The following is a 13,554-nucleotide window of genomic DNA, read 5'->3' as shown; positions in this document are numbered from 1 at the left end:
GAGTGCACAATTATGAATACATCGATGTAATTATCTCGAGGATTGATCACACTTGTGGGAACGTGAGGGTGAGATCAGTGCGGGTACATCTCCCGGCCACCGTGAGAATACTGAACCGAACGATCAGACGTGGTAGTGCTCGAGCAGGGACACCACTCAGTCGGCCAGGAAATCCGGTTCCGAGCGTTTCTCGTCGCGCTCGGCCTCAAGGTGGGCGCTGAATTCGTCGATCGAGACGTCGTACTCCTGGGCCTCGAAGCGGTCGCGAACCGAGATGGTACCCGCCTCCTCCTCGTTGTCACCGACGATGATCTGGTACGGGACGCGATCGTCGTGAGCCGCCCGGATCTTGCGCTCGAGCGTGCTGTCGCGGTGGTCGACCTCGATGCGGAAGTCGTCGAACTCGTTGGCGACGCGGTGGGCGTAGCCGAGGTTGGCGTCCGAGATCGGGAGGACGCGTACCTGCTCGGGGGCGAGCCAGAACGGGAAGTTCCCCTCGTAGTGCTCGATGAGCATCATGAAGAAGCGCTCGTAGCTGCCGTACAGCGCCCGGTGGATCATCACCGGCTTGTGCTCGTCGTTGTCCTTCCCGACGTAGTCGAGGTCGAAGCGTTCGGGCATGTTGAAGTCGAGTTGCACCGTGGGCCCGTCCCAGCTACGCCCGATGGCGTCTTTGAAGGCGTAGTCGATCTTCGGTCCGTAGAACGCGCCGTCACCGGCCTCGAGGTCGTAGTCGACGTTACGTTTCTCGAGAACGTTCTCGAGTTGTGACTCCGCACGCTCCCAGATCTCGTCCGAGCCAACCGACTTCTCCGGCCGGGTCGCGAGCGCGACCTCGTACTCGAGGTCGAACGTCGAGAGCACCTCGTCGATGGCGTCCATGATCGCTTCGACCTCCTGTTCGATCTGGTCGGGGCGGATGAACAGGTGGCCGTCGTCGATCGTGAACGCCCAGACGCGGGAGAGCCCGGAGAGTTCGCCGCGCTGTTCCTTCCGGTAGACCTTGCCGTTCTCGGCGTACCGGATCGGGAGGTCGCGATAGCTCCAGGAGTGATCCTGGAAGATGGCGGCGTGGCCCGGACAGTTCATCGGCTTGAGGCCGAACTCGTCGTCGCCCACCTCGAAGAGGAACATGTCGTCGGCGTAGTTCTCGTAGTGACCCGATCGCTCCCAGAGCTTCGTCTTGAAAACGTGAGGCGTCTCGACGTAGTCGTAGCCCGCGTCCTCGTTGATCTCCTCGACGAACGCCTCGAGTTCCTTGAGGATCGTCTTCCCCGGCGGGTGATACAGCGGCAGCCCCGGCCCCGTCACGTCCTGGATCGAGAACAAATCCATCTCGTTGCCGATCTTGCGGTGGTCGCGCTCTTTGGCCTCCTCGCGACGCGTGAGGTAGGCCTCGAGGTCGCTCTCGTCCTCGAACGCCGTTCCGTAAATCCGGGTCTGCATCGGGTTCTCCTCGTCCCCGCGCCAGTAGGCACCGGCGATCTCGAGCAGTTTGACGACGCCGATCTCGCCCGTCGAGTCGACGTGTGGGCCGGCACAAAGATCCTCCCACTCACCCTGGCTGTAGAAGGTGACCGACTCACCCTCCTCGGCTAACTCCTCGAGCAACTCGAGTTTGTAGGGTTCGTCGGCCAGCCGTTCCTCGGCTTCTTCGATCGAAACCTCCTCGCGTTCGATCTCGTAGTCGGCGTCGATGATGGCCTCGATCTCAGCCTCGAGGGCCGCGAAGTCACTCTCGTCGACGTCGAGATCGTCGAAATCGTAGTAAAAGCCCTCCTCCGTTGGCGGGCCGATAGCGAGTTTTACGTCGTCGAAGTGGCGCTCGACGGCCTGGGCGAGACAGTGGGCCGCGGAGTGTCGGAGGACGTCGAGGTACTCGTTTGACTGGTCGGTGACGATCTCGAGTTTCGCGCCATCATAGGCGGGTTCCTCTTTAGCGACGAGTTCGCCGTCGAGTTTGCCGGCGATCGTGTCGCGGCCGAGGCCGGGGCCGATTGCGTAGGCGCAGTCCTCGACGGTGGCGTCGGGGCCGACCTCGAGTTCGGACCCGTCCGGGAGGACGACGGCGATCGGTGACTGTGCTGATTCTGCGTCTGATGAGTCGGGTTCTGACATTGTATCTGGTGTGTGCGGTGTGTGCGGTCTGTGTGGTGTGTGCGGTCTGTGGCGCGTGCTATCGGTCGGTGGATTCGTTCGGGTGGTGTCCTCGTGTGACTGGATCAACGGTGGAGAAGCGGCGCCTCTCGGTCGATCCCGCGGGCGTCGCGTACACCGCTCGCTGACGGGTTCGTTCCGACACAGCAAGCGGTAGGTGGGGATTAAAAGCGGGCGGACGGCCCTGTAAAGCAGACACCTACCATCGTAACTCGGGGTAGTCTCGAGTGGGATAAAAACGTTGTGATGGTGCGCGAGTCGGTGACGTCGCCGCCGTCCAACAGTGGCCGCCCGCCTCTCTCGTTGGCCGAGAACACACCGCTTAAGGGGAAACGTCCAGTAGCGGTCGGCATGGTACTACAAGAGTCCGAGTCCGAACTCGAGGCTGGCGACGCCGCCCCCAGTTTCGCACTCGAGGGCGTCGACGGTGAAACCTACACGCTCTCGTCGTTCGCCGACAACGAGGCACTGCTGGTCGTGTTCACCTGCAATCACTGCCCGTACGCGAAGGCGAAGTTCGACCTGCTCAACGAGTTGGCGGCGGAGTACGACGACGTCGCCGTCGTCGGCATCAACCCGAACGACGCCGATGAGTACCCCGAGGACTCCTTCTCGGCGATGCAGGAACTCGTCGAGGATGGAACGATCTCCTACGACGCCTACCTCCGCGATTCCACCCAGGCGGTGGCGACGGCCTACGGTGCGGTCTGTACGCCCGACCCGTTCCTGTTCGAGTGCGACGACGAGGAGTTCCGCCTCGTCTACCAGGGTCGCCTCGACGACGCCCTGAACCCCGACGACGAGCCGACGCGATTCCACATTCGCGAGGCCATCGACGCCGTCCTCGCCGGCGAGGACGTCGACCTCGAGTGGAAGCCGTCCCAGGGCTGTTCGATCAAGTGGGACGGCGAGTGAGCGGGAACTGATTGTCGCCACGGCTGTCGGTATCGAACGCTCGAGAACCAGGAGACAACATTACCGTCGGATCGAGGGGGATTACTTCCCCACCGCACGCCGGTACTGTACCGGCCACTCGGGCCCCTCGAGCTCGAGATCGTCGGCCCATCGAAGCGGGAAATACGGGTCACGCAGGAACTCTCGAGCGACGAGCACGAGGTCGGCCCGGTCGTTCCGGACGATGGCGTCAGCTTGCTCTGGCTGGGTGATGCCGCCGACGGCACCGACGGCGATGTCGTCGCCGACGGCGTCGCCGATTCCCTCCGCGAGGGGTACCTGGTAGTTCGGCCCGGTCGGTCCCTGCTGGTCGGGGTGGATGCCGCCGGAGCTCACGTCGATCAGGTCGACCCCCAGGTCGACGAGGTCGCGGGCGAGGCGCTTCGATTGCTCGAGATCCCAGGATTCCCGGTCGTCGAGCCAGTCGGAACCCGAGATCCGGACGAACACCGGCCACTCTTCGGGCCAGACGTCGCGGACGGCAGCCGTCGCCTCCCGCACGATCCGGGTGCGGTTCTCGAAGCTCCCGCCGTAGTCGTCCTTCCGGCGGTTCGTCACCGGCGAGAGGAACTGATGGAGGAGGTAGCCGTGGGCGGCGTGTACCTCCGCGACCTGGAATCCGGCCTCGAGCGATCGTTCGGCACTCTCGCGGAAGGCCTTGATCACGGCCTCGATGTCGTCCTGGGTCGCTCGTCGCATCTCGTGGGGTTCGTTCTCGAAGGGGTACGCTTCCGGCGACGGGGAGAGCACCTCCCAGCCTCCCTCGTCGGGGTGGACGGGCACGTTCCCCTTCCAGGGCTGGTTCTTGCTGGCTTTGTGGCCGGCGTGGGCGAGCTGGATCGCCGGCACCGAACCCTGCGCGCGGATGAACTCGGTGATCGGCTCGAGCGCGGCGGCGTGCTCGTCGCTCCAGATACCCAGATCGTGCGTCGAGATGCGCCCCCTGGCCTCGACGGCGGTCGCCTCGGCCATCACCAGCCCGGCCCCGCCAACGGCTCGACTCCCGAGGTGGACGCGATGCCACTCCCGGGCCAGTCCGTCAGTCGGCGAGGAGTACTGACACATCGGCGAGACAGCGATCCGATTGGGCACCTCGAGATCGCGCAGCGTGAGTGGGGAAAATAGGTTCGTCATCGCTCGACGCTTTCGTCTCGAGAGGAATAACAACCCCGGAGGCCGACGTGTTTGCCGGAGTCGCTGGCGGTGACGGTGTTACCGGGCGTACAGCCTCGGGCCGAGTACGAAGGAGCTGAGCGACAGATCCGTCCTCCCCTATACCGCCGTCTCGAGCGGGACGGATCGGAGGCAGTGAAGCGGCGAAGCGGGACATCGATGCGATTTATGCCGTATCGACAAGCATCAGGAGTATGGACGACACCGACACGCTCATCGAGACGTTCGGAAACGATCGCCCGATCCTCGGCATGGTACATCTTCCGGCGCTCCCGGGCGCTCCCGACTACGAGGGCTCTCGCGAGGCGATCAGAACGCGGATGCTCGAGGACGCCGCGGCGCTCGAGGACGGCGGTGTCGACGGCATCGTCGTCGAGAACTTCGGTGATTCGCCCTTCTTTCCCGACGAGGTACCGACGCACACCGTCACCGAGATGACCGCGCTGGCGACGACGCTGACCGCCGCCGTGGACGTCCCGGTTGGGATCAACGTCCTCCGCAACGACGCCGAAGCCGCGTTGTCGATTGCCGCCGCCGCGGGTGCGTCGTTCGTCCGCGTCAACGTCCACGTCGGGGCCGCCGCGACCGACCAGGGAATCGTCGAAGGCCGCGCTCACGAGACCGTTCGGCTCCGCGACCGACTCGAGGCCGACGTGGCTATCCTCGCCGACGTCCACGTCAAACACGCGACGCCGCTCGGCGAGGCAGGGCTCGAGCAGACCGCCATCGAGACGACTGCCCGCGGGCGGGCTGATGGCCTGATCGTCTCCGGCAGCGGGACGGGGCAGGTGACGCCGCTTGAGGACGTCGAACGGGTCGTGGAGGCGGTCGCCGCGCTCGAGCAGGAGGTACCGGTGTTCGTCGGCAGCGGCGTCACCCCCGACTCGATCGGCGACTGTTTCGATGTCGGTGCCGACGGCGCTATCGTCGGCACGGCGTTGAAAGAAGGGAGAGAGACGACGAATCGGGTCTCGAGCGAGAAAGTGCGGGCGTTGCTCGAGGCGGTCTGATACATAGTGCGAGCGCATACCCGCGACTTCAGGCGCGGGAGGAGGTCAATGGCGTACCAGCGTTCGATCCCCTCGCTACTCCATCCCGCTCGAAAGCGCCTCCGTTCGCCCCCATAGCTCTCGCTCCCGTAGTTCCAGGAGGAGGTTCGAAACGACGCTGAGCAGTGGCAACTCGAGCAGTGGCCCGATCACCAGCGCCAGCGGGATGAGCGGTTCGTGTGGAAAGGCAACGACCGCGATCGCGAGCGCCGTCGGCGAGTTGCGCGAGAGGATCGTACAGTTGAAACAGACGACCTCCTCGTAGCTGAACGCGGCGAGCCGTCCAATGCCGATCCCGAGGGCAAAATTGATCGCGTAGAAGGCGATCACGGGGATCGCGAGGAGAAGCAATACGCCGGGATTGTCGAGGATGACGTCCCCCTGTGAGGCGAACATCGCCGCGATTGCGAGCGCGAGAAAGAGTATCTGCACCGGCCCGAGGGCCGGCAAGAGGGTAGACGTGAAGTACGTCTCCCCCATCAGTTTCGGCAGGGTTACCCGACCTATCGCAGCGACGACGAGCGGAACGACGAGTACGAGCACGACGCTTTCGACCAACGTCTCGACGGGCAGCGTGACGAGTTCCCCGGCGAACAGGTAGAGATACACCGGCAGGAGAACCAGCTGGAGGACGAGGTTGTACGGCAACAACGACGTCGCGAGTGGGACGTCGCCGTCGGCGATGTCGGTGAAGATGAGGTACCAGTCGGTGCACGGCGTCACCATGAGCATAATCAGCCCGACCCACAGCGCCGGATGCTCGCGGAGAAAGACGAAGCCGAGCACGACGGCGAACAGCGGGTTCCAGACGAAGTTGACCAGGAGGCTCAGCCCGACGACGCGGCGATTCCTGAACGCCTTTCGCAGGTTGCCCAGCGGGATTTGGAGAAACGCTCCGACCAGCATGACCAGCAGAAACGGGAGGATGAGTCGTTCGGCGAGGCCGGGAACGCCAGTAACCTGCCCGACGAGAACGCCACCGACGATCGCCAGCACGACGACCACCGTCTGGTACTTCTCGATGACGTTCACAGCCGTTCGAAGGAGTCACCGTCAATTAAACGAACGGAAACGAAATCGAGGGTACAGATCCAGGCCGATCGGACACCACCTGGCGTACAGACGATGCTCGAGGTGACAGACGGCAGCAAGAGGGGATACAGCTCATCGCCACGGTCGGTACTGGGGAGCCACTCCACCATCCTGCCAGTAGTATTCGGATCCTATCGGTTCGTGTCGCCTCGAGTGTCGACGGGTTCGGCCGATCCCGCACCACCGGCGTCACCGCCCGCCGGCCACAGCAGCGTCGAAATCCGGGCGTTCTCCTTGATCGACAACCCGCCCTCGGGAACCGACAGTGGCAATAGCGGGAGATGGGAGACGACGTGCACCGTCGGATGGGAGCCGCCGCGTGCCAGCAGTTCGTTTCGCGGCTGTAACACGAGCGACTCGTCGGTCTCGGTTAGGAACTCGTTGTACTGAACGACGTACTGGCCTCCCTCGAGGTTCCACCACTCGTAGTCGTCCTCGGGGTCTCTCGGTTCAGTGGGGACTGGCTCGAGGTCGGCGTCCTCGAGTTCGTCGCCACCGAAGTCGAGTGCGCCCGGGCCTGCGACCCGGTAGATGGCGCTGACCGTCAGATCGACCCCGTGGTCGTGTACCTGCGTCTGCTCGTACACCAGATTGTCGACGAACGAGCGGATATCGTGTTCGACGGACATGCTGGTCGGGGAGACGTGCCCGGAGATGAAAAATCGTGGTGGTCGATTGACTCGAGGACGGTCGTTTGGCTCGGTTCGACACCCATCGGGAAGGGGGTTCGTTCATCTCGCTCGAGGGAGTGCCCAACACCGACTGGTAGGCGCGAACGCCCCCGGGCACAATACACATTCACCTGGGAGACGAGAGACAACCATGGAAATCGATACGGGACGACTTCGATCCGACCTCGAGGAATCCGCATCAATTGGGGCGATCGAGGCCGACGAAGGGCGCGGCCGAACGGTTCTCACCGGGAGTGAAGCGAACCGTGACGCCCGAGATAGGCTCATCGAGCGACTCGAGGGGGCCGGCCTGGACGTCAGCGTCGACGCCGTCGGCAACCTGACCGGAACCTGGACACCCCCGAGCGCCAACCCCGGGGAGGCCCCGGTCGCGGCTGGCAGCCACCTCGACTCGGTTCCCGAGGGCGGCATCTTCGACGGCCAACTCGGCGTGTACGCCGCCCTCGAGGCGATTCGCTCGCTGCAGGAATCCGGATTCGAGCCGGCCCGCCCGCTGACAGTCGTCTCGTTCACCGAGGAGGAGGGGGCCACCTTCGCCGGCGGGTTGCTCGGGTCGTCGGTCGCGACGGGACAGCGATCGGTCGAAAACGCCCTGGCACTGACCGACGGCGGCGCGCTGGATCGCGACGGTCGCGAGACGCAAAACGGCGAGCGAGACGGTGGACGAACCCTCGAGCGGGCCCTCGAAGACATCGGCTACCGGGGCGAGGGCCGCCTCGACGCCAGCGAGTGGGACGCCTTCCTGGAACTGCACGTCGAACAGGATACGGTTCTCGAGTCTCACGACGTCTCCGTGGGCGTCGTAACCGCTATCACGGGCATCTCCCACTCGAGCGTTCAGATCCGAGGCAAGGCCAACCACGCCGGTGCGACCGCGATGACCGACCGAACCGACGCCCTCGCCGCGGCCAGCGAGTTCGTTCTGGCCCTCGAGGCGGCGGGGAATCACGCGGCCGAGGCGGGTGACAACACCGCGGTCGCAACCGTCGGGAACTGTACCGTCAGCCCGAACGCGACGAACGTGATCCCGGGCACTGTCGACCTCGGCGTCGACATTCGGGACGTCGACGGCGACGTCATGCGCGAGTTGCTCACCGAAGCCGAGACGGTTCTCGAGGCTCTCGAGGGCAAACGCGGAGTGGCAACGACGATGGAACGCCACCTCGAGGTCGATCCAGCCGCGATGAGCGAGCGCTGTCAGCAGGCACTCGAGTCCGAGGCGACCGCGTTAGGCGTCGACTCGCTTTCACTTCACTCGGGAGCGGCCCACGACGCGATGAACGTCGCCCGCGTCACCGATACCGGGATGCTCTTTGCGCCCTCCCGTGGCGGTTACTCCCACAGCCCGCTCGAGTGGACCGACTGGGAGGACTGTGCGACCGCAACGCGGGTGCTCGCGGCGGCGATGGCACGGCTCTCGAGCGAGCGGTAAAAGTAGTCTCCGTCAGTACACGTACTCGTCTTCGGCCAACTGGACGTATTTCCCGTTTCGATATGTGAACTTCCGCTTTTTGTACGCGGTGAGGATCTTCGTCGCCCCGATCCCCTTCGAGTACTTCTTATCGAGGATGGAGCCGCCCCCGTCGCTCGAGCCCTGCATGCCGCTGACGACGTCGAACGCCCAGTCCCAGTCGTCGGGTTCGTAGTCCTTGACGATGTCCGCGAACGCGACGTTCCGGAGGATCTCGTCGCCGATCGCCCGCTTCCAGACGTCGTTGTAGTGCTCGAGGCCGTCCGTCGCCGCGAGTCGGCCGGCGATCTTGCCCGTGCGGACGGCCACGTGGTAGCCGCCCTCGTGAAACGCCGAGGTCGTCCCCATCGCGCCGCCGGCGACGGCGATGTTGGCACCGACGGGCGACTCGATCGGACGCGTCGAGGAGATCGGATACGTTTCGGTTCCCTTCGACTTCCCGCGATCCTCGACGATCGGGATGTCCTCCTCGATGTCGTACTCGTCGCCGTACTCAAGTTCGAGCAGGCGGCGGATGTACTCGCTCCCGGTCGGAATCCCGTCGTCGCTCGGCTTCAGGAGCTTGTACGAATCGGGGTGGGGCACGTCCTCGAGGGTCATCCCGATGGGCATCGTCAGGCCGACGCGGGCGACGGTACCGTCGTTGGGGAAGATCCACGGGTAGGCCGTTTCCCCGGGCATGTACCCCCACCAGAACTTGAGGGTGTCCTCGAACTCCGTGAAGAGCTCCTCGGGGAACTCGCGATACTCCTGGTAGGCAATGTGGTTGGCCTTCGGTGGTGAGAGGTGATCCGAGACGCTCTTGCCCACCAGAAACTGATCCAGCGCGTTCAGCGTGATCCGACGCTGTGGGCCGTCAGCGAGGATTACGTGGGTCGCCTCGAGTTGCTCCCCATCGGAGAGCGTGAGCGTGTGGATCGGTTCGGCCCCCGAGAGGTCACTCTCGAGGTTCTTCACGCCCGTCCCGACACGCAGGTCGGCTCCCGCCTCTGTTGCCCGCTCGTGGAGCCAGTCGTCCATCCGGGCGCGGTGGAAGGTGTAGCCGAACTTCGGATAGCGGGCGTCCATGCCCGTCGTCCGAAGGTGGACGCGACTCGAGGGGCCGATGAACTCGGTGCCCTCGAGTTCCCGGAGGATGACTTCGTCGGGAATCTCCTCGTAGTCGAAGTCCATAATGTCGATCCAGTAGTCGAGCATCCCGGCGGCGTCGGTCGAATCCGGACCGAGGCCCTCGCGGTCTTCTCGAGGTACACCCTGTTCGAAGAGGATCGTCTCGGCGCCGTGGGCGGCGGCGCGCTCTGCTGCCGAGGCGCCCGCAGGCCCACCGCCGACGATCGCGACGTCAACGCGTTCCATACAGCGTTGGGACTCAGCGACCCCTATTAAAGTGCCTGAATGTCGGCGCGCCGTGATAGTTGTCGCGTCCAATCGGCGGAACACCTTGGTAGCTCGGCCCCCTACCGAAGGTATGACTCCCGATACAGACACTGAACTGCCGCTCGAGGAAACCCCTGAACGACCCGTCGCGCTCGAGACCGAAGCCGAGCTCGAGGCGTTCGTCGACGCTCACCCAGTCGTCTTACTCGAGTTCTACACGTCGGGGTGTGGCATCTGCGCCTCGATGGAACCAGTACTCACTGGCGTCGCCCAGGCGACCGACGCTGCTGTCGGGACGATCAACCCTCGGGACGACCCGCCCCTGATCGAGCGGTTCGACGTGCGGAGCGTTCCCCTGTTGGTGGTGTTCGTCGACGGGGAGCCGGTCGACCGGCGCGCAGAGGGGTTCATTCCCGCCGAGGCGGTCATCGACTGGGTTGAGAACCAGGCGGATCGGTGAGAATCCACGCCCGGTTTCGGAGATCCCAGCTACAGAGACCATCGGCGTCTCGAGCGTCGCATTTCCCGAAATCAACATAGTTTGATCACTATAGTGCTTTGATACAGATAGTATACCAACTTCGAAAGATAGAGCCAGTAACGAGATGGATTCGCCTCCCCGTCGAGAGGCACCCGCCGATGGGATCCTCGAGCGGCCGCTGCGTGCTCGAGCACCGACACGAGATGCTCGGGACGAGCCTGCAACCCAACCGTGGGCACGTCGTACTTTCTTCGTGATAAATCAGACCGGGAACGACGGGTACTAGCGGCTGATATTGCGCCGATCTATGACGTCGCTTCGAGACAGATTTTCCAATAAATCGGTAAAGTCACCGGGTTTTGCGAACCGGCGGCGTTTTCGGGCGCCAGTGATACGGACGAACCTTTCCGCCACCGGGCCTGAGAAACACCCCCGCCCGGTACGTGACGGTAATGACTACCGATGATACTCGTGTGTATTCTCGACGTAACTACCTTCAGGGAGTCGGCGGCGCCGTCGCCGCCGGCACGGCTGGTTTAGCGGGTTGTCTCGGGAGCGATCTCGAGGAACTCACGCTGGCGTATATGCCGATCTACCCCGATCTCCAGTACTTCGTCATGGACGGGGAAGGATACCTCGACGAACTAAGCGTCGACGTCGACGCCCGCGAGTTCACCGACGGCCCGGCGATCGTGCAGGCCTACGGGGGCGGCGAGATCGACGTCGCGATGTTCGGCATCGTTCCCTCGATGATCGTCATCGACCGGGGAATACCCGCGAAAGTGACCGCGGCGAACATCACCGAACCGATGGCAATCATGGCTCACGACGACTTCCAGCAACTGTGGGCCGACCACGGCGCGGACGCCTTCGAGCGCTGGACGGACGAACGTGGCACACCGTTCCGGTTCGGTACCTTTCCCCAGGGTTCCGTTCCCGACGTCCTCCTGCGCTACTGGCTCGAGACCGACGTCGGCCTCGAACCCGAGGAGGCCACCGAGATCATCGAGATCAACGGTGCGAGTGCGGTCTGGCAGGCGATCGCCAACGACGAGATCGACGGTACCAGCATCATGGAACCGGTGCCGACGATCGCCCAGGAAGAGGAGTCATCGGTGTCGACGTTTCTGACGGCGGCAGAGATCATGCCCGGCCAACCCGCGGCGGTGACCCTGATGAGTGACGAGGTTCGCGAAAGTGAGGTGGCTCGCGAGTTCCTCGAGCAACACCGCCGTGCCACCGAGTTCATCAACGATAACCCCGGGGAGACGGCCGAACACGTCAGCGAGGGGATCGGGATGCCGCTCGAGCGAGCACAGCAGGCGCTCGAGTCGCCGCTGTCGAACTTCGTGACCGATCCGCGCGAAATCGAGAACGGCACGGAGATCTTCGCGGAGTTCGCCCATCGGAACGGACAGACCGACGACTACCTCGACCTCGAGGACATCTTCGACACGTCAGTGTACGACGAGGTTGCGTGAGTATGGGTGCTGATAGACAGACCGCGAACGCAACCGACGCCGGCCTGGTGAGCGGCAGGTCGGGTGCCGGAGCGGTGGTCGATCGGCTCCCAACCGGCCGGCGGGTCGGCCGTGGACTCTTCGGCATCGTCGCCTTCGTCGGCCTCTGGTGGGCGGTCTCGTTCACCCAGCCACCGTACATCCTTCCGGCGCCGGACGCCGTCGCCGCCGCGTTCCTGAATGAACTCCGGGGCGGGACGATGCTCGTGGCGCTCCGAGACAGCATGCTCCACTGGATTCCCGGGACGATCGTCGGCACGCTCGTCGGCATCGGCCTCGGCGTTGCCATGGGATGGAGTGAACTGGTCGACGACGCCATGGCACCGATCGTTCGCCTCCTCCGTCCGGTACCGCCGCTAGCGTTGATCGGCTTCGCGATCGCCTGGTTCGGCATCAATCACACCGGCGCGGCGTTCATCGTGGCCGTCGGCGCGCTGTGGATCAACTTCTACGCGACCTACGGCGCCGTCGAGAACGTCTCGACTGAACTCGTCGACGTGGCACGCAGTCTCGGGGTGCAGCACAACCTGAAATTGCTCCGGTCGGTCGTAATTCCGGCCGCGCTTCCCGCGATCCTCACCGGCGTTCGAACCGGGATCGGCCGATGCTGGATGCTGGTCGTCGCCGCCGAGATTTTCGGCGTCTCAGGCATCGGTCGACAGATCATCCGCGCCGGAGACAACTTACGCGTCGATCGCGTGATCGCGTATATCCTCGTCCTCAGCATCGTCTACCTGATCGTCGACGCGGCCTTCCGTTCGGTCAGCCAGCGGGTGATCGCATGGCAGAACTGAGCGAATCGGCGTCTGCGGACGACTGTCTGGAACGCCCCGATTCGACACCGCTCGTTGACGTCGACGGGGTAAGCAAGCGGTACGACAGCGAGCAGGGATCGATAACCGCGCTCGAGGAGGTCTCCTTCGCGGTCGAAGAAGGCGAGTTCGTCGTCATCGTCGGCCCCTCCGGCTGCGGGAAGACCTCGCTGTTCCGGCTCATCGCGGGGCTCGAGAGACCGACTGACGGCGAAGTTCGACTCAGAGACGAGGCGGTCACTGGGCCGACACCCAACCTCGGCATCGTCTTCCAGGAGTACCACCTGTTCCCGTGGCGAACGGTTCGTGGCAACGTTCGCTTCGGGCTCGAGCACGGCTCGTACACCGACGACGAGTGCGAACGACGGTCGCGCCGGCTCATCGACCTTGTGGGACTCTCCGGGCACGAAGACACCTATCCATCTCAGTTGAGTGGCGGCATGAAACAGCGGGTGGCAATCGCCCGCGCGCTGGCCGTCGATCCCGATATCCTCCTCATGGACGAACCGTTCGGCGCGCTCGACGCCCAGACACGGGCGATGCTCCACGAAGAACTGCTCGAGATCTGGCGGACGACCGGGAAGACGATCCTCTTCGTCACCCACAACGTCGAGGAGGCGGTGACGCTCGCCGATCGAATCGTCGTGATGGGCGGTACCGAACCGGGTGACGTCCGAGAGATCGTTCCAGTCGACCTCGAGCGGCCGCGGGATATCGATGAGCAGGCGTTCGTCTCGTTGAAACGGACGGTTCGAGAGCTGCTTCGCTAACGACTC

At 64.2% G+C, this 13,554-nt stretch carries 12 protein-coding genes; 7 read left to right on the top strand and 5 right to left on the bottom strand.

Annotation, left to right across the window (positions count from 1 at the left end; all coding sequences use genetic code 11):
• Positions 1 to 156: 156 nt before the first annotated feature.
• The gene (gene thrS / locus NGM68_RS03885) at positions 157 to 2,118 is read right to left on the bottom strand and encodes a threonine--tRNA ligase (protein ID WP_252700338.1); all 1,962 of its coding nucleotides are present in this window, start codon (positions 2,116 to 2,118) and stop codon (positions 157 to 159) included.
• Between the two features lie 390 nt (positions 2,119 to 2,508).
• On the opposite strand from thrS, the gene NGM68_RS03880 reads away from it, so the two are divergent.
• On the top strand, positions 2,509 to 3,072 hold the full coding sequence (locus tag NGM68_RS03880) for a thioredoxin family protein (RefSeq protein WP_252700337.1): 564 nt from the start codon (positions 2,509 to 2,511) through the stop codon (positions 3,070 to 3,072).
• Between the two features lie 81 nt (positions 3,073 to 3,153).
• Here NGM68_RS03880 and NGM68_RS03875 read toward each other — a convergent pair whose 3' ends face one another.
• Positions 3,154 to 4,245: an NADH:flavin oxidoreductase/NADH oxidase gene (locus tag NGM68_RS03875; protein ID WP_252700336.1), complete on the bottom strand. Its 1,092-nt coding sequence runs from the start codon at positions 4,243 to 4,245 to the stop codon at positions 3,154 to 3,156.
• Positions 4,246 to 4,478: 233 nt separating this feature from the next.
• Between NGM68_RS03875 and NGM68_RS03870 the strand changes: the two genes are divergently transcribed.
• Positions 4,479 to 5,294, top strand: a complete 816-nt coding sequence (locus tag NGM68_RS03870) for a BtpA/SgcQ family protein (RefSeq protein ID WP_252700335.1) — start codon at positions 4,479 to 4,481, stop codon at positions 5,292 to 5,294.
• Between the two features lie 75 nt (positions 5,295 to 5,369).
• Here NGM68_RS03870 and NGM68_RS03865 read toward each other — a convergent pair whose 3' ends face one another.
• On the bottom strand, positions 5,370 to 6,365 hold the full coding sequence (locus tag NGM68_RS03865) for an arsenic resistance protein (RefSeq protein ID WP_252700334.1): 996 nt from the start codon (positions 6,363 to 6,365) through the stop codon (positions 5,370 to 5,372).
• A gap of 191 nt (positions 6,366 to 6,556) precedes the next feature.
• The gene (locus tag NGM68_RS03860) at positions 6,557 to 7,054 is read right to left on the bottom strand and encodes a dCTP deaminase/dUTPase family protein (protein ID WP_252700333.1); all 498 of its coding nucleotides are present in this window, start codon (positions 7,052 to 7,054) and stop codon (positions 6,557 to 6,559) included.
• A gap of 193 nt (positions 7,055 to 7,247) precedes the next feature.
• Between NGM68_RS03860 and NGM68_RS03855 the strand changes: the two genes are divergently transcribed.
• The gene (locus NGM68_RS03855) at positions 7,248 to 8,549 is read left to right on the top strand and encodes a Zn-dependent hydrolase (RefSeq protein ID WP_252700332.1); all 1,302 of its coding nucleotides are present in this window, start codon (positions 7,248 to 7,250) and stop codon (positions 8,547 to 8,549) included.
• 12 nt (positions 8,550 to 8,561) lie between these two features.
• Here the strand turns inward: NGM68_RS03855 and NGM68_RS03850 are convergent, their stop codons facing one another.
• Positions 8,562 to 9,944, bottom strand: coding sequence for an NAD(P)/FAD-dependent oxidoreductase (locus tag NGM68_RS03850; protein WP_252700331.1), 1,383 nt, complete (start codon positions 9,942 to 9,944; stop codon positions 8,562 to 8,564).
• Positions 9,945 to 10,056: 112 nt separating this feature from the next.
• Between NGM68_RS03850 and NGM68_RS03845 the strand changes: the two genes are divergently transcribed.
• The 4 genes from NGM68_RS03845 to NGM68_RS03830 all read left to right on the top strand — a co-directional run bounded on the left by NGM68_RS03845 (position 10,057) and on the right by NGM68_RS03830 (position 13,548).
• Positions 10,057 to 10,425, top strand: coding sequence for a thioredoxin family protein (locus NGM68_RS03845; protein WP_252700330.1), 369 nt, complete (start codon positions 10,057 to 10,059; stop codon positions 10,423 to 10,425).
• A 473-nt stretch (positions 10,426 to 10,898) separates the two neighbouring features.
• Complete coding sequence (locus NGM68_RS03840; RefSeq protein ID WP_252700329.1) at positions 10,899 to 11,927, top strand: ABC transporter substrate-binding protein; 1,029 nt, start codon at positions 10,899 to 10,901, stop codon at positions 11,925 to 11,927.
• 2 nt (positions 11,928 to 11,929) lie between these two features.
• Positions 11,930 to 12,760 carry an ABC transporter permease gene (locus NGM68_RS03835; protein WP_252700328.1) on the top strand — a complete coding sequence of 277 codons (831 nt, stop codon included), beginning with the start codon at positions 11,930 to 11,932 and terminating at the stop codon, positions 12,758 to 12,760.
• On the top strand, positions 12,748 to 13,548 hold the full coding sequence (locus NGM68_RS03830; RefSeq protein WP_252700327.1) for an ABC transporter ATP-binding protein: 801 nt from the start codon (positions 12,748 to 12,750) through the stop codon (positions 13,546 to 13,548). The genes NGM68_RS03835 and NGM68_RS03830 overlap by 13 nt, the downstream gene beginning before the upstream one ends.
• Positions 13,549 to 13,554 lie beyond the last annotated feature (6 nt).

It is taken from the genome of Natronosalvus vescus (genome assembly GCF_023973145.1).
Lineage (GTDB): Archaea > Halobacteriota > Halobacteria > Halobacteriales > Natrialbaceae > Natronosalvus > Natronosalvus vescus.
The sequence above is the reverse complement of the archived record's forward strand: the minus strand, read 5'-3'. Positions and strand labels throughout refer to the sequence as shown.